Here is a 17045-nt window from a genome sequence, read left to right as displayed (position 1 = left end):
TTCGTGCAATAAAAAAATGAGGAGGTATTCCCCACCTCACTCATTTGGCAATTTCCCCGTTTTTTTATATCGTTCAATGGCTTCTGTTATTTTTTGTTGGAACGATTCATCGACAAGCGGGCTAAACGTGCCGAGTTCAACGACACCGTCTTGAAAATCAACATATGTCGTTCCTGACGTTAACTCTCTGTCGATAAACTTTTGCGCAACGAGCTCATATAATGCATCGACATGTTGGACGGTGCTCGTCAGCACAGTACGTTCCCCTAAATCTGCTTGGTCTGTCACATAGCCAATCGCATATAGCCCATGTTCTTTCATTTTTTCAATGATCGGTACGCTAAATTTATCGCCAGCAGGATATACGATATCGACCCCATCAGCGATCATTCGCTCAACAATTGCCATCGCTGCATCAATGTCATCCCAACTTTGCACATATTCTACATCAACGTGAACGTTTTCGTTTTCATATAATGCTCCTTCAAAAAAACCGTCCACTTCCGGTTGCCATTCAAACGCAGCAATAACACCGATTTTATTCGTTTTCGTCATATGCCCTGCGACCATACCGCCAAAAAAGCCCATCGCATGCCCTTTAAACTGAAAGCTCGTTACATTTTTCTTTTTCGCTTCTCCGTTAAAAAATACAAAATGTATGTTCGGGTATTTTTCCGCGATGTCATCAAAATATTCCCCATATTCGTTCCCATGCCCAAAAATTAAATTGACGCCTTTTTGATGAAATTCTTTTACCGCTTGTTTAGTCGCGGCCTTTGAGTTTACCCCTTCACGATAAAACACATCGACACCAAATTTCGCTTGAACGCGAAGCAACCCTTTATATCCTTTCGTTCCCCACACTTGATCATCAATCGTATCAGGAACAAGCAGGCCGACTTTTTGCAACTTCCCCGATGACATCTGGACAGGAGCGCATGCCGATAAAATAAAAAGTAGTGCAAAGATCAAAAATATATATCGCCTCATCAATATGCAACACTCCTTTTTCCGTTTCATCTCTTATTTTACTTGCTTTGTTTCTAGTTGGTAAAGAAAAAATCCCCACGGGTATGGGGACTATACATCATTATATTGTTCGTAAAACTTGTGGATCGCTTGTGCAAACGTATACTTTTTTTCAGGCAAATGGTACGAAACAGGAACGTGAAACGTTTGAGCATACGCTCGTGCATGAATCGTTGGCGGATATGGATTCACGCCTGACACTTGCCAAATTTTCAGCGGCACAATGGGCGGAGAAACCGGTGGGATACATCGTTCCATTTCTTCTTGTCCATACGCTTGTTTCAATTGACGCATAAGCCGTTTATAAAAAAATTTATGTTCTTTTTCATATTGCACCTGCGCCTGTAAAGATAAACAAGGGTTTAATAGCGCAATCGCGCGTATTTGATCACCCAAGTCGTTCATTAATTGCAGGGCAACAAGCGCCCCCATTCCTTCTGCCAACACGTAAATGCGTTCATTTAAAATTTCTGTTTTTAATACGTAATGAATAAGCTGTTTCGCTAGTTTGACGGCTTTAGGACTTCCCCAATTTGCGCCGTACAAATGTGAGTAAAAAATCGTATATCCATACTGTAATAAATCGTGTAACAACTTGTTTTTTCCAACATGTTGCATCCATAAGCTCGTCTTGTCATCGACAAAATGAGATACGTCTCCTAAAATAAGTAAAGCAAATCCGTTCGGTCGATCTGGAACATGAATCGCACACCATTGCTCGCTAAATTGGAAAAATCGTTGCTTCTCTGTCATAACCGTCCACCTTAAGCACATCATTGTACAATATATCGTATGCGATTTTCTTTTTCGTGTACTAGGCTTTATAATTTTTCGTTTTCGCTTATCCATCATTTGTGATAAGATAAAAAAAGAGTGCAAAGGAGGGAGTTACATGCGCATTTTTTGGACGTTTTTTTGGACGTTTTTATTAGTGAACATGGTGACATACGTCGTTAGCTCGATGATCGGTGCGGCGTACCATTTCTCAACAGGTACAACGTTGGCTGTCGTTGCAACCGTTCTCATTTTATTGATTGCACAACTCATTCCAAACGACCCTGTGCATCATTAAGAAAAGCGAAAAGCGCCCGCCTATCGGCGAAGAGCGCACGAGTCCCACCGAGGAGGCTGTCGCCGCCGCAGTGTGGGACGGAGCGACTCGAGCCGATGGCGCTTGGAGCTAGACATGAATCTGAGATTTTATACTTTCTTATCTTTTAAAAAAGGATAAACGGCATTTGTCCGTTTATCCTTTTTTTACGACCAATTCATCCCCTTCGACATCGATTGTTACTGCGCTATAGTCGGCAATACGCCCGGCAACAATTTCACGCGCAAGTTTTGTTTCAATATGTTTTTGAATGAATCGTTTTAATGGACGCGCACCATATACATGGTCAAACCCATGTGTCGCAATGTACGTTTTCGCTTCGTCCGTCAATGTCACTGTCATATGACGCTCCGCTAGCCGCTCTTCTAACTGTTTCATAAACTTATCGACAATGCCTTTTACTTCACGTACTGTTAACGGCTTAAATAATACAATATCGTCAATGCGGTTTAAAAACTCTGGACGAAAATGCATACGCAATTGTTTCAACACTTGTTCGCGCGCTTCTTCGTTTACCTCGCCATGCGCATCGACCGCTTCTAACAACGTATGTGATCCAATATTGGACGTCATAATGACGACTGTATTTTTAAAGTCGACCGTTCTTCCTTGCGAGTCCGTCATGCGACCGTCATCTAACATTTGCAGTAAAATGTTAAACACTTCTGGATGCGCTTTTTCAATTTCATCAAGCAAAATGACCGAATATGGTTTTCTGCGCACCGCTTCGGTGAGTTGACCGCCTTCTTCATAGCCAACATATCCCGGAGGCGCTCCAATTAAACGAGACACCGCATGTTTTTCCATATATTCGGACATATCGATGCGAATCAGTTGTTGTTCACTATCGAAAAGCGCTTCCGCTAACGCTTTCGCCAATTCTGTTTTTCCGACACCTGTCGGACCGAGGAAAAGAAACGAACCGATCGGACGATTCGGATCTTTCATGCCTGCACGCGCACGCAATACTGCATCACTCACTAGCTCGACCGCTTCGTCTTGCCCGATGACGCGCTCGTGTAAAATGTCGGAAAGCCGCAACAATTTTTCCCGTTCACCTTCGACGAGCTTTGTCACCGGAATGCCCGTCCATTTCGACACAATCGTTGCAATTTCTTCTTCCGTCACTTCTTCTCGTAGCAGTCGTCGCTCTTTTTCGCTCTGTTCGAGCTGCTTCAATTCCTTTTCAAGCTGTGGAATGCGTCCGTGGCGGAGTTCCGCCGCTTTATTTAAATCGTAATTGTTTTCTGCTTCTTCTAACTCACGCTTTGCTTTTTCTAACTGTTCACGCAACGCGCGTACGTGTTGAATCGCTTCTTTTTCTTTTTCCCATTGCGCTTTCATCGCATTTGCTTTTTCGCGCAAATTCGCTAGCTCTTGCGATAACGCTTGCAGGCGCTGTTTGCTCGCTTCATCTTGTTCTTTTTTGAGCGCTGCTTCTTCAATTTCAAGCTGCATCATTTTGCGCATCACTTCGTCCAATTCTGTCGGCATCGAATCGATTTCTGTGCGAATCATCGCGCACGCTTCATCAACTAAGTCGATCGCTTTATCAGGTAAAAACCGATCGGAAATGTAACGGTCTGATAATGTCGCCGCCGCCACAAGCGCACCGTCATGAATGTTGACACCGTGATGAATTTCAAATCGCTCTTTTAATCCGCGCAAAATCGAAATCGTATCTTCGACCGTCGGCTCTTCGACGAGTACTTGTTGGAAACGACGTTCAAGCGCTGGATCTTTTTCAATATATTGACGGTATTCATCAAGCGTCGTCGCTCCGATACAATGCAATTCCCCACGAGCAAGCATCGGCTTTAACATGTTGCCGGCATCCAATGCACCGTCTGTTCGTCCTGCCCCGACGATCGTATGCAGTTCGTCAATAAATAAAATAATGCGTCCTTCACTTTTCTTTATTTCATTTAATACTGCTTTTAACCGTTCTTCAAATTCGCCGCGAAACTTCGCACCGGCAATAAGAGCACTCATATCGAGTGCAAAAATCGTTTTATCTTTCAATCCTTCCGGCACGTCTTTTCGGACGATGCGTTGCGCAAGCCCTTCGACGATCGCTGTTTTACCGACGCCCGGCTCTCCAATTAACACAGGATTGTTTTTCGTCTTGCGCGATAAAATGCGAATGACACGACGAATTTCGCTATCGCGGCCGATGACCGGATCAATTTTTCCCGCTTTCACTTCTGCCACTAAATCGCGACCGTATTTTTGCAGTGCTTCATATGTAGCCTCCGGATTTGGACTAACCACGCGTTGATTCCCCCTTATTCCCATAATCGTTTGTAGTAGCTTCTCTCGGTCCATGCCATAGCGCGACAAAATCGGTTGCGCTTCTTTGTCAGCAACGAGTGCAAGCAACAAGTGTTCAACGGATATATATTCATCTTTCATTTGTTTCGCTTCTTGTTCCGCGCGCACAAGCCATTGTTGCAAACGACTTGTTACATATATTTTTCCTGCTTCTGAACTCGAAATGACTTGTGGCTTTTTGTTAAGCTGCTTGTTCCATTCCTCCATCAATTGAGAAACGGAAACGCCCATTTTTTCATAAATACGCCGAGCAAGCCCATCTTCTTGTTCGAAAAGCGCGATGCATACATGTTCGACGTCCACTTCTTGATGTTGTTTTTCGACCGCTAACGATTGCGCGCGCATAAGTGCTTCTTGCACTTTTTCCGTCATTTGTTGCATATTCATCACGTTCACCCCTTTGACTTTGACTTTATTTGACCTTTATCTATTACGTATTATAACGAGAAAGCCACCCTTATGCAAGGATGGCTTACGGCTTCGGAAAGTATGTCCAAATGCGGTTATGATTTGACGTTTCAGGGAAACGGTCACCTGCTTTTAGTTTTAATTTCTTCGGATTTTTTACTTGATCCCCTGTCTCACCAATTTCGATATATATACCGTTGTTTGGCGCTTTTTGACCCGGGCGGAAATGTCTACTTTGTCCCATCCGTATCCCTCCTCATCATCTCATCATTTTATAATATGTCCGTTTTGTTTCGTAAACATGATGAGAAATAACGGATGGACATCCAACTGTTACAGTAACGAAACGAGCAACGCTTTTTGTGCATGAAGGCGATTGCCTGCTTGTTGGAAAATGTACGACTGTTTCCCATCGATCACATCTTCCGTCACTTCTTCTCCGCGATGTGCTGGCAAGCAATGTAGAAACATAAAATCTTGTTTCGCTTGTTGAACGAGCGCTTCATTTACTTGAAACGGGGCGAAAATGTGTATGCGCTCATTCGCTTCCGCTTCTTGCCCCATGCTTGCCCATACGTCTGTGTATACAACATCCGCATTCGCAATGGCTTCGTACGGATCGTTTGTGACAACGATCGTCGCTCCGTTTTCGCCGGCGATATGTTTTGCTTTTTTTACGATCGTTTCTTTCGGTTCATATCCTTTCGGTGAAGCAATGGCACAATCCATGCCCACTTTTGCTGCCGCAAGCATTAACGCATGTGCCATATTGTTTCCATCGCCAATGTAAGCAAGTTTTAGTCCTTGTAGTTTTCCCTTTACTTCATAAATTGTCAATAAATCAGCGAGCGCTTGACACGGATGATCGTCGTCAGTTAACCCGTTAATGACCGGAATCTTCGCATACTGGGCGAGTTCTTCTACTTTTTCATGCTCAAATGTGCGGATCATAATGCCGTCAACATATTCCGATAATACGCGTGCTGTATCTGCAATCGTTTCTCCGCGCCCAATTTGCAAATCGCGACTGCTTAAATGAAGCGCATGCCCGCCGAGTTGCACCATCCCCACTTCAAATGAGACGCGCGTTCTCGTAGACGGTTTTTCAAAAATCATCGCCAACGTTTTGCCGCTTAACGGCGTATACCGTTCGCCGTTTTGTTGCTTTTCTTTTAATTCAAGCGCTAAATGAAGCAAATACTCGATTTCTTCTTTTGAATAGTCCGCTAATGTTAAAAAATCTTTCCCTTTTAATTGAATCGTTGCTGTCATATTCATTTTCTCACCACTTCACCTAAATTTTTTAACCAATCTTGAATCGAACAAACAGAAAAATCTTGGACAGACCACGCTTGTAAAAATAAATGTGCTGTTTCTTCTTCCGTCACCACGAGCATATGACGGGCAAGCGCCTGTTTACGTCGCCACGTGCTTTTTTCATCACGCAATAAACTAACAAATATAAGTCCTTCTTTTTTCTCTATCCATTGTTCAAACGGCTCGTCTGTCACAACCTTTAGACCGTGGCGTTGCGCTTGTTGAATGAGCGATGTCGCATGCTTTGGCGCATCGACGTATATTTCGTACGCCCCTTTTTTCTTTACGAGATATGGATAAAACGCTTTTAATGCAGCTTCTTCTACCGTTTTTGCGATGCTAATGCCTTCGCCTGTCGATTTCATTTCCGGCCCAACGAGCGGATCGACACCAGGCAATTTATATGTCGAAAATACCGGATATTTCAAGACAACATACGGGAGTAAAACGGTTTGTTTGACGTCTTCCGACAAATATTTCCCAAGCAATATGTTTGTCGCATGTTGAACCATTGGCACGCCTGTGACTTTACTTACAATCGGAACAGTTCGACTGGCGCGCGGATTCACTTCTAATACGTACACTTCCCCGTCTCGTACAATAAACTGAACGTTCATTAACCCTTTAAAATGAAGCTTTTTTGTGATGCGTTTCGCATAATCGATCATTTTTTCTTTTTCTTCTTCCGTAAACGATTGGGCAGGTAGAAACGCATAACTATCGCCAGAATGAACGCCCGTTTTTTCGACATGTTCAATGATCGTTGGCACGAACACGTCATATCCGTCACAAATAGCGTCAAGCTCGCCTTCTTTTGCACGCATATATTCGTCAATTAATACAGGATATACAAGACCTTGCTCGACAAGCTCAGAAAGCTGTTGTTTATCATAAACAATGTGCATTCCTCGTCCGCCAATGACATACGATGGACGAAGTAACAGTGGGTATCCAATTTCTTCTACTTTTATTTGAAGCTCTTCCTCATTGTTTGCCATCGTCCCTTTGACATGCGGAATGTCAAGCGACTGAAGTAGCGCATAAAATCGTTCCCGATCTTCTAACTGATCGATCGTATCGCTATTCATACCGATGATCGAAACGCCATAAGCTTCAAGCTTATTTGCTAAATTGATGGCCGTTTGACCGCCAAATTGTACGATAACCGCTTCAACGTTTTCCGCTTCTGCAACATTCAATACATCTTCAACGGTAAGCGGCTCAAAATATAAACGATCCGCAACTGTAAAGTCGGTGCTTACCGTTTCTGGATTGTTGTTCATTAAAATGGCTTCATAGCCTGCTTGCTGTAAAGCGTACACGCAATGAACGGAACTGTAATCAAATTCAACACCTTGGCCGATGCGAATCGGACCTGAGCCGAGAATAAGCATTTTCGGTTTGTCGCTCGTTTGCACTTCGCTTTCACCAAAATATGTCGAGTAATAATACGATGTTTCTGCTGAAAATTCCGCCGCACACGTATCGACCATTTTATAAGCAGGTACAATGCCGTATGCTTTTCTTTTTTCTCGTACATCTTTTTCGTCAACGTTCCATATATGCGCTAAATACGCATCAGAAAAACCTTTTTCTTTCAACGTTCGAAACGTTTGTTCATCAATGAGTGAAAGCGTCGTTTCTTTCGCCTGTTGTTCAAGCGCAATAAGCCGGGCAAAACGCGTTAAAAAATATAAGTCGATTTTCGTCCATTCATATATTTGTTCCGTTGACATACCGCGTCGAAGCAGCTCTAATATCGCAAAAAAGCGTCGATCATCTCCCTTTTTTACGATGTCAATTAACGCCTTTGTCGACTGTTTCGCAATGGTTGGCGAATATAAACTAATATGATCTAATTCAAGCGAATGAAGTGCTTTTTGCAACGCTCGCTCGAAATTGCGGTCAATCGCCATCACTTCTCCTGTCGCTTTCATTTGTGTGCCGAGACGACGATCAGCAAACGAAAATTTATCAAACGGAAAGCGCGGAAATTTGACAACAACATAATCGAGCGCAGGTTCAAAGCTCGCATACGTATGTCCAGTCACCGGATTGATCAGCTCCGCGAGCGTATAGCCGACCGCTAATTTCGCTGCCATTCTAGCGATCGGATAACCTGTCGCTTTCGATGCGAGCGCAGATGACCGGCTCACACGCGGATTTACTTCAATTAAATAGTACTTTTTACTTTTCGGATCGAGCGCAAATTGAATGTTACAACCTCCAACAATGCCAAGCGCCGAAATAATTTTAATGGCAGCTGAACGCAACATATGATATTCGACATCCGTCAATGTTTGCGACGGAGCAACGACGATCGAATCGCCCGTATGAATGCCGACAGGATCAATATTTTCCATGTTACAAATCGTAATGCACGTATTTGTGTGATCGCGCATCACTTCATATTCAATTTCTTTAAAACCAGCGACGCTTCGTTCTACTAAACATTGCGCAATCGGACTTTCATGCAATCCTTTCGTCACAATGTCAACGAGTTCATTCATCGTTTGGGCGATTCCTCCGCCTGTTCCACCAAGCGTATATGCAGGGCGAACGATAATCGGAAATCCGATTTGTTTTGCGAATTGGACCGCTTCTTCGACAGTCGTCACAATTTCACTTTCTGGCACAGGCTCATTTAATTCGTACATTAACGCACGAAACGCTTCGCGGTCTTCCCCACGCTTAATCGATTCAATCGGTGTGCCGAGCAAACGAACGTTATATTTTTGCAAAATACCACGCTCATGCAGCGCAAATGCTAAATTCAGTCCCGTCTGACCGCCAAGCGTAGCCAACAGCCCATCGGGTCGCTCTTTTGCGATAATTTTTTCCATGCTTTCAACGGTGAGCGGCTCAAAATATACAGCATCCGCATGCACTTCATCTGTCATAATTGTCGCTGGGTTGTTGTTCGCTAAAATGACGCGATATCCTTCTTCTTTTAACGCTAAACACCCTTGCGTTCCTGAATAGTCAAACTCCGCTGCTTGCCCAATGACGATCGGACCAGAACCGATGACAAGTATCGAACGTAACGTTGTATCTTTAGGCATACACTGTCTCCTTCCTTGCTGCTTTCATCATGTCGACAAATTCGGCAAAAATAAACTGCGTATCGTTTGGTCCAGGGTGCGCTTCCGGATGATATTGCACACATAAAATCGGCTTCGTTTCATGGACGACTCCTTCCACCGAACCGTCGTTAACGTTGATAAAACGAACGGAAAGCGGTGTATCTACTAAACTTTCCGCTTTGACGACATAGCCGTGATTTTGTGACGTCATCAACACTTTTTTCGTTTTCGCATCATATACCGGTTGATTCGCTCCGCGATGCCCAAACGGCAATTTTTCCGTATCTCCACCGTAAGCAAGCGACACGAGCTGATGTCCGAGACAAATCGCAAGCGTTGGGTAGCGTTCAATGACCGATAAAATGTTCGGCAAATGATGTGACAACTGTTTTGGATCCCCCGGTCCGTTTGATAACAACACCCCATCTGGATCAAGTTGTTCTACCGTTTGTAACGTCGTATTGTACGGAACGACGGTCACGCGACAGCCATGCTTGATTAACGATTGAATGATTGATTTTTTGTAGCCAAAATCAAATAAAACAACGTGCATATGACCTTCTCCGTACGTTCGTATTTCTGATGTGCTGACGAGCGGAACAGGTGCTTGTTCCTCCATTTGCACGATCGCTTGTTGACTCGTTGAAATGACGGCAGGCATCGCTCCATGCTCACGAATTTGCTTCACAACCGCCCGCGTATCCACATGAGTGAGAAGCGGAACGTTCCATTTTTGCAAATATTGTTTGAAACTATATGTCGCTTCGTAATGATAGCCCGTTTCTTCTACTTCATAAACGATGACTGCTTTGACATGTGGCTGTTTGCTTTCAAAATCAACTTCGTTAATGCCATAATTTCCGATAAGTGGGTACGTAAAAACGATGATTTGATTTTTATACGACGGATCGGTTAACACTTCTTGATATCCTGTCATCCCTGTAAAAAAAACGACTTCTCCCGTAACATCTCCCGCCCATGTTGTTTCCAATTTCCCCATAAACGTTTTGCCGTTTTGCAAATGTAAATATGCTTCCATTTCAACACCCCAAACGAATGTTTATTAAATAAATAGAATTTTTATTCATCTATGCGTATAAAAAATTGCGTTCATACGATGTTAACGCTTCTTGTAATATGTCGGTTGCTTGATCCAGTTCTTGTTTCGTCACAATGAGCGGTGGCAATAAACGAATGACGTTCGGTCCCGCTGCTAAAGCGAGCAACCCTTTTTCATGAATATGCGGCAAAATGTTTGCGACTGGTTCGCTACATACAATGCCGATCATTAACCCTAAACCGCGCACATCTTGAACGATATGAACGTCTTTTAATTGCTCAGCTAATTTATTTTTGAAATACATTCCTTTTTCCTGTACTTCTTGTAAAAACGAAGGCTGAGTGACGATCTCAAGCGTTGCTTTCGCTGCTGCCATCGCTAAAGCATTTCCGCCAAACGTCGAACCGTGCACCCCTGCGCTAAACGTTGCGACAACATGTTTTTTTCCGATCATCGCCCCAACAGGAAATCCGCTTCCTAACCCTTTCGCAACGGTAATGACATCTGGTGAAATGTCAAATTGTTCATAAGCAAACAACGTTCCTGTTCGACCGATGCCCGTTTGTACTTCGTCGACAATGAACAACGCACCATACGTTTGGCAAAGCTGTTCTGCCGCCTGCAAAAACGATTTTTCTCCGACGACAACACCGCCTTCACCTTGCACAACTTCGACCATCACAGCTGCAACTGTTTCATCCATTTCTCTCTCAAGGGCATCTATATCATTAAACGGCACATACACAAACGTCGGTAACAACGGGCCGAAGCCATCGTGAATTTTCGCCTGCCCTGTCGCTGACATCGTCGCAAACGTACGGCCGTGAAAAGACTGTTCGCACGTAATGATTTTCGACCGTCCTGTATGTTTACGTGCAAGCTTGATCGCTGCTTCGTTCGCCTCCGCTCCACTATTGCAAAAAAACACCGCATCGCCAACGGAATGTTGAACAAGAAGGGAAGCGACTTCTTCTTGAATCGGAAGATGAAATAAATTGGACACGTGCCATACTTCGTTTAACTGCGCTTCTAACGTTTGCTGCACAATAGGATGGCGATGACCGAGATTGCATACCGCAATGCCTGCAACAAAATCGATATATTGTTTTCCATCCGTCGCGATTACTTTCGTGCCTTCCGCTTTTGCAACCGTAATCGGAAAACGTTGATAAGTAGGAAAAATCATACATACACCTCTTTCTTCATCATCGTTCCACGCCACGTTCCTTCTTTAAAAAATGGAACTTTTCCGCTTACAATCGCCACTTCATTGACCGAGTTGAGCGCATGAAGGGCGGCTTTGACTTTTGGAATCATCCCACCTGAAATCGTTCCATCTGCGATCATCGCTTCAATCATATGTGCTGTTGCTTCTTTCACAACTTCCCCATTGTTTAAAATGCCATCCACATCTGTGACAAAAACGAGTTTATCAGCCGAAAGTGCCTGCGCCACAGCCGCTGCGGCTGTATCTGCGTTAATGTTATACGTTTGCCCACGTTCATCTACACCGATTGGCGCAATGACGGGAACGTATCCGTGACGCAACAACGTATGCACAAGCTTCCCACGAACGTTCACGACTTCACCGACATAGCCGAGCGCATCGAGATCGATTGGACTTGCTTGTAAAAGGCGATCATCCACACCCGATAATCCGACTGCGCGAATATCGTTCGCTTGCAAAAGAGAGACGAGCGTTTGATTCACTTTTCCGTTTAACACCATTTCGACAACGGCTAACACATCTTTTGTCGTTTTTCGCAATCCGTTCACAAATTCAGACGGAATGTTGAGCGCCTTCAACAACTGCCCAATGTCTGGCCCGCCGCCATGAACGATGACAACATCAAGCCCGTTTTCTCTCAGTTGTTTTACGCTCGTAAAAAACGATGGGGATAACTCATGAAGCACGCTGCCGCCACATTTAATAACAATCACACCGCTCCCCCCTTACGTGCGATAGCTCGCATTAATTTTAATGTAGTCATACGTTAAATCGCACCCCCACGCGATACCTTCTCCTTCACCGAGATGTAAATCGACCGTAATGACGACAACATCTTCCATTAAGGCCGCTTTCGCCTCTTCCTCTGAAAACGGTACCGGTTGGCTTTGCTTTAACATTTGAATGGAGCCAATCCATACGTCAACACAGTCGGGATTGATCGTTGCTCCACTATGACCGATCGCGCCGATAATTCTTCCCCAGTTTGCATCCGCTCCATACACCGCTGTTTTCACTAAATTCGAACCGACAATATGTTTGGCTGCCCATTTTGCTTCTTCATCTGTTTTTGCACCTTTCACACGCGCTTCAATTAATTTCGTTGCCCCTTCACCGTCACGCGCAATTTGTTTCGCTAAATGTTCACACGTTTGGCGAAGCGCTTCATAAAAATTTTCCCAATCCGGATGTTGAGGAGAAAGCGGTTCATTGCCTGCTAATCCGCTCGCCATGACGATGACCATATCGTTCGTTGACGTTTCTCCATCAACAGTAATTTGATTAAACGACACATTTGTAATCGAACGAAGCGCATGTTGCAGCACATCTGACGGAACGTTTGCATCCGTCGTAAGAAAAGCAAGCATCGTCGCCATATTCGGATGAATCATTCCCGATCCTTTTGCCGCTCCTGCAACGGTCACCACTTGACCGTCCACGATCGTTTCGTAGCACGTTTTTTTCATGACAAGATCGGTCGTTAAAATCGCTGTTTGAAAATCAACCGCTCCAGTCCATTCCGCTGTTGGTTTCAACTTTGGAACGCTTGCACGAATTTTTTCCATCGGCAAACATTCACCAATCACCCCTGTCGATGCCACAGCGACAAGATGCTCATGGAGCCCGAACGTCTCCGCACACAATTTTCTCATCTCATACGCATCTTTTAAGCCTTGTTCTCCTGTACATGCGTTGGCATACGCGCTGTTGACGATTACTGCTTGCAGCTTGTTTTCAACAGCGATGCTTTGCTTTGTTACTTGCAACGGTGCAGCTTGAAACACGTTTTGCGTATATACTGCCGCGCACGTCGCTGGCACATCGCAAACGATCACCCCTAAATCTTTTTTCGTATAACGTAAGCCCGCATGCACACCTGCTGCTTGAAATCCTTTTGGCGTGACAATCGTTCCATCGGCTATATATTTCACTTTTTTTTCTTTCACTTTCACTTTTATCCCTCCATTTACGGATACAGCGGCATTGACGTCAATCCCGTTTGTTCATCAAATCCGCACATCACATTTGCATTTTGAATAGCCTGCCCCGCTGCACCTTTCACTAAATTGTCGATGACGCTCACAACGGTGATGCGGTTTGTTCGTTCATCATAAGCGATCCCGATATCGCAATAGTTTGAGCCGTACACGTCTTTCGTGCACGGAAAAGATCCCGCTTCCCGAACGCGCACGAACGGGCAATGTTTATATGTTTCTTTATATAACTCTATGATTCTTTCATGCGATAATGCGCATGCAGCCTCCGCATAAATCGTCGCCATAATGCCGCGCGTCATCGGAATTAAATGCGTGCTAAACGTCATCGGTCCGATATGTTCGTTCCAATCACCTAACATTTGTTCAATTTCTGGGATATGCTGATGTGTATTGACTTTGTATATTTTTACGTTTTCATTCGTCTCTGCAAAATGAACGCCAAGCGAAACGCCTCGTCCTGCGCCAGATACGCCTGATTTCGCATCAACGATGACGGAATGCGGCACAATCCATTTTTCAATAACAAGTGGCGCTAATCCGAGCAACGTTGCTGTCGGATAACATCCAGGATTGGCGATTAAGTTCGCCTTCGCAATGTGTTCATGATTCCATTCCGTTAAACCGTATACTGCCTGTTTCAACACTTCTTCGCTCGGCGGCGTTTTTTTATACCACTTCGCATATACGCTCCCATCACGCAAACGAAAGTCTCCAGATAAATCGACGACTTTATATCCTGCCGCAAGCAATTTTGGCGTCCATTCGCTCGATACGCCCGGCGGCGTCGCTAAAAAAACGAGCTCTCCTTCCATTTCGTCGATTCGGATATCGCGCAATACAAAACGTTCTTTCATATGCGGATATACATTGTGTAGCAAAACACCACTTTGTGAAGATGAATGGACGGAAGCGACATGCATATACGGATGATGTTGCAATAAGCGAATGAGCTCAATTCCCCCATATCCTGTCGCTCCAATAATGGAGACTTTCATCAAACCGTTCCCCACTTTCTGTATATTTTATAAATTTAGTTATCATTATAATACTGCATAAAAATAAAATCAAATGTATATTTAAATATTTTTTCGTTTTTCCACTTCCTTTATTGACGCCATATATATTTTTCTTTTTAATGGAATTAGATAACAACAAAAGGTGGTTAGCGTATGACAATTCGACCGATCTCCTTATCCGAGCTTCTTTCCCTCCCTCACCATATCATCGACATACAAAAAGGAGAATATATTTTTCGCGAAGGGGAAACGACAAACGAACTATATATTGTATGCAAAGGAAAAGTACAATTAAGCAAAACGACCGAGGAAGGACGCGAACTGTTGCTTCGCATTTGTGAGCAAGGCGATGCGTTTGGGGAGATCGTTCCGTTCCAGTTGACGTGCACATGTACCGTCAGCGCAAAAATGATGGAAACAGGAACGTTAGCTGTGATTAACAAGCAGCAACTCGAAGAAAAATTGTTGATAGATCATGTGTTTGCGTTGCAATTTATGCAATGGATTCATTTACAATTACAGCGGATGCAAACGAAAATACGCGATTTAATTTTACACGGAAAAAAAGGGGCACTGTATTCCACACTTATTCGGTTAGCAAATAGCTATGGGGTCGAAACAGACGACGGCATTTTAATCGACTTCCCAATGACAAACCAAGAGCTTGCCAACTTTTGCGGCAGCGCCCGCGAAGTCGTCAGCCGCTTATTAAAAGAATTAAAAGAGCTTGAGATCATTTCCGTCGAGAAAGGGAAAATCACGATTCACGATGTGCAATTTTTAAAAGATGAAATTCGCTGTGAAGGCTGCCCCATTGATATATGTAACATGAAATAAGCCGACACATTTGTCGGCTTAATAAATAATCATGATAACAAGCGCAAAATAAACAGCATTTACAATTTCATAAATCCCTACTTTTTTAATCGACATCGCTTTTCCATAAAAATAAATGGCACGCACGACGCTTGGTACATACGCGAGAGCAAGCCAACCGTTTCCCGTTGCCACACATGCGACAATGATGATGATATGGAACAACCATGATGCCCACTTATAGCGTGGGTTATTTTTTTCGCGAATCATCGTTTTGACGTAAAATGTACTTCCGATGAAAAATAACATCGAGACAACAAACAACAACCATGCTTTTTCATCGATGTTCCCTGTACCGATGTAATAACTTCCAAGCCCGCCAATCGAAAAGTTGATAATTGCAGCGACATCATTTGTAAACGAACGCTCTTTTTTCTTTTTCGCAAAATACATGTTGACGACAAAAAATGGAATCATAACTAAACCGAAATACAAAAGCGTCGGTTTGTAAGCAAGTGGAATTGCGACAAAGACGAGCGCGATCAACATATATGTGGCAAACCATTGTTTATGACGAGCGTTCGCTTGTTTTTTCACGATTAACGTCCATATATACGTCGCTAAATAAAGAAAAAACCATGCGATAAAAAGTGGAAGATGAAGCCACGTCGCCTGACCGATATCGATACCAAACAAAAACGGAATAATTAACATCGCCCAAGCGCCGTGTTGTTTTGGAATAACCATCACATCCCCTCCTTCATCTTCGATTGTATCATCACCTTCCCTCTTTTTTTGTGACTCTCATCACATATTTTTATAAATGTGTGACAAACCATTGAACCGTTTGTAAAAACGCCTCGCGCGTCACTTTATGCCCCGCATGTTCATCAACTAGCATTGTAAGCGGCTGATGAAACGGTTCGATTTGTTTATAAAAGGCGTATGTATAATCAAACGGAACGACGTCATCTTGTTTTCCATGCCAAATGAAAAGCGGACGACCGTTTAATTTTTCTAGTTGTAGCGATAAATCGTATACCGTTAATGTGTTGCGTAACGCGTCGAGTTGCTGTTTAGAAAGTGGCAATGTCATCCCTTTTCGCTCGGCAAACTGCAATTGCAAATCAAAAAACGTTTGATAGCACGGGCTTCCCATAAGCGAACCTGCTACGCGAATCCAGTCATATTGCGTCAACGCACCGAACGTCACAATGCCCCCCATCGATGTCCCAACGACGCCAATGCGCTTTGGATCAACAAGTTCTCGCGCCACAAGCTCATTTTTTATTTGTTCTAATTCGCGAATAGTCGTTAACACAATATCCCAAAACGACAAATGTAATTCATTGTCAGAAAGCGGATTTGGACGTTCCCCATGATACAACGCATCCGGCAAAACGACACGATATCCAGCTTCCGCAAGCAAATAGCCGAAATGGAGATTATGCTCTTTCGCGCTCGTAAATCCATGAATAAAAATGACAAGTGGGCGCATATGATGTTTATCATCTTCTTTCACTACATGCAAACACGGAACGTTTGCGATCGACTCGCGAATAATTGACACCATGTTCTCATCTCCCAGTTTATGTTTTAACATTATCTTACCATATAGACAAATATTTTGGAAAAACGATACACTAATA

Annotated in this window: 15 protein-coding genes; 2 read left to right on the top strand and 13 right to left on the bottom strand. The window is 43.7% G+C overall.

Annotated features, from left to right (window positions below):
- Positions 1 to 36: 36 nt before the first annotated feature.
- A complete protein-coding gene (locus tag HNQ82_RS07650) occupies positions 37 to 990 on the bottom strand; it encodes a BMP family ABC transporter substrate-binding protein (RefSeq protein ID WP_183248596.1) in 954 nt (317 codons plus the stop codon).
- A 90-nt stretch (positions 991 to 1080) separates the two neighbouring features.
- Positions 1081 to 1782, bottom strand: coding sequence for a hypothetical protein (locus tag HNQ82_RS07645; protein ID WP_183248552.1), 702 nt, complete (start codon positions 1780 to 1782; stop codon positions 1081 to 1083).
- A gap of 139 nt (positions 1783 to 1921) precedes the next feature.
- Between HNQ82_RS07645 and HNQ82_RS07640 the strand changes: the two genes are divergently transcribed.
- Entirely contained in the window at positions 1922 to 2101 is a 180-nt protein-coding gene (locus HNQ82_RS07640; RefSeq protein ID WP_183248550.1) for a YjzD family protein, read from the top strand.
- Between the two features lie 174 nt (positions 2102 to 2275).
- Here HNQ82_RS07640 and clpB read toward each other — a convergent pair whose 3' ends face one another.
- From clpB to argC, 9 genes are all read right to left on the bottom strand, one after another.
- The gene (gene clpB / locus HNQ82_RS07635; protein ID WP_183248548.1) at positions 2276 to 4858 is read right to left on the bottom strand and encodes an ATP-dependent chaperone ClpB; all 2583 of its coding nucleotides are present in this window, start codon (positions 4856 to 4858) and stop codon (positions 2276 to 2278) included.
- An 85-nt stretch (positions 4859 to 4943) separates the two neighbouring features.
- Positions 4944 to 5123, bottom strand: a complete 180-nt coding sequence (locus tag HNQ82_RS07630) for a YjzC family protein (protein ID WP_003395421.1) — start codon at positions 5121 to 5123, stop codon at positions 4944 to 4946.
- An 89-nt stretch (positions 5124 to 5212) separates the two neighbouring features.
- Entirely contained in the window at positions 5213 to 6157 is a 945-nt protein-coding gene (gene argF / locus HNQ82_RS07625) for an ornithine carbamoyltransferase (protein ID WP_183248546.1), read from the bottom strand.
- Entirely contained in the window at positions 6154 to 9258 is a 3105-nt protein-coding gene (carB, locus tag HNQ82_RS07620; RefSeq protein ID WP_183248543.1) for a carbamoyl-phosphate synthase (glutamine-hydrolyzing) large subunit, read from the bottom strand. Before carB ends, argF begins: the two co-directional genes overlap by 4 nt.
- Positions 9251 to 10318 carry a carbamoyl phosphate synthase small subunit gene (locus HNQ82_RS07615; RefSeq protein WP_183248542.1) on the bottom strand — a complete coding sequence of 356 codons (1068 nt, stop codon included), beginning with the start codon at positions 10316 to 10318 and terminating at the stop codon, positions 9251 to 9253. The genes carB and HNQ82_RS07615 overlap by 8 nt, the downstream gene beginning before the upstream one ends.
- A 49-nt stretch (positions 10319 to 10367) precedes the next feature.
- On the bottom strand, positions 10368 to 11525 hold the full coding sequence (argD, locus tag HNQ82_RS07610; RefSeq protein ID WP_183248540.1) for an acetylornithine transaminase: 1158 nt from the start codon (positions 11523 to 11525) through the stop codon (positions 10368 to 10370).
- On the bottom strand, positions 11522 to 12280 hold the full coding sequence (argB, locus tag HNQ82_RS07605) for an acetylglutamate kinase (protein WP_183248538.1): 759 nt from the start codon (positions 12278 to 12280) through the stop codon (positions 11522 to 11524). The genes argD and argB overlap by 4 nt, the downstream gene beginning before the upstream one ends.
- Before the next feature lie 12 nt (positions 12281 to 12292).
- Positions 12293 to 13519, bottom strand: a complete 1227-nt coding sequence (argJ, locus tag HNQ82_RS07600) for a bifunctional ornithine acetyltransferase/N-acetylglutamate synthase (RefSeq protein ID WP_183248536.1) — start codon at positions 13517 to 13519, stop codon at positions 12293 to 12295.
- Between the two features lie 14 nt (positions 13520 to 13533).
- Positions 13534 to 14559 carry an N-acetyl-gamma-glutamyl-phosphate reductase gene (gene argC, locus HNQ82_RS07595; protein ID WP_183248534.1) on the bottom strand — a complete coding sequence of 342 codons (1026 nt, stop codon included), beginning with the start codon at positions 14557 to 14559 and terminating at the stop codon, positions 13534 to 13536.
- 174 nt (positions 14560 to 14733) lie between these two features.
- Between argC and HNQ82_RS07590 the strand changes: the two genes are divergently transcribed.
- Positions 14734 to 15417, top strand: coding sequence for a Crp/Fnr family transcriptional regulator (locus HNQ82_RS07590; protein ID WP_183248532.1), 684 nt, complete (start codon positions 14734 to 14736; stop codon positions 15415 to 15417).
- 18 nt (positions 15418 to 15435) lie between these two features.
- Here the strand turns inward: HNQ82_RS07590 and HNQ82_RS07585 are convergent, their stop codons facing one another.
- Together HNQ82_RS07585 and HNQ82_RS07580 are read right to left on the bottom strand one after the other, a co-directional pair.
- Entirely contained in the window at positions 15436 to 16143 is a 708-nt protein-coding gene (locus HNQ82_RS07585; RefSeq protein ID WP_183248530.1) for a YwiC-like family protein, read from the bottom strand.
- A gap of 70 nt (positions 16144 to 16213) precedes the next feature.
- Positions 16214 to 16969 carry an alpha/beta fold hydrolase gene (locus tag HNQ82_RS07580; protein ID WP_183248528.1) on the bottom strand — a complete coding sequence of 252 codons (756 nt, stop codon included), beginning with the start codon at positions 16967 to 16969 and terminating at the stop codon, positions 16214 to 16216.
- Between the last annotated feature and the right edge of the window lie 76 nt (positions 16970 to 17045).

It is taken from the genome of Anoxybacillus tengchongensis (genome assembly GCF_014201585.1).
In the GTDB taxonomy this organism is placed as follows: domain Bacteria; phylum Bacillota; class Bacilli; order Bacillales; family Anoxybacillaceae; genus Anoxybacillus; species Anoxybacillus tengchongensis.
The sequence above is the reverse complement of the archived record's forward strand: the minus strand, read 5'-3'. Positions and strand labels throughout refer to the sequence as shown.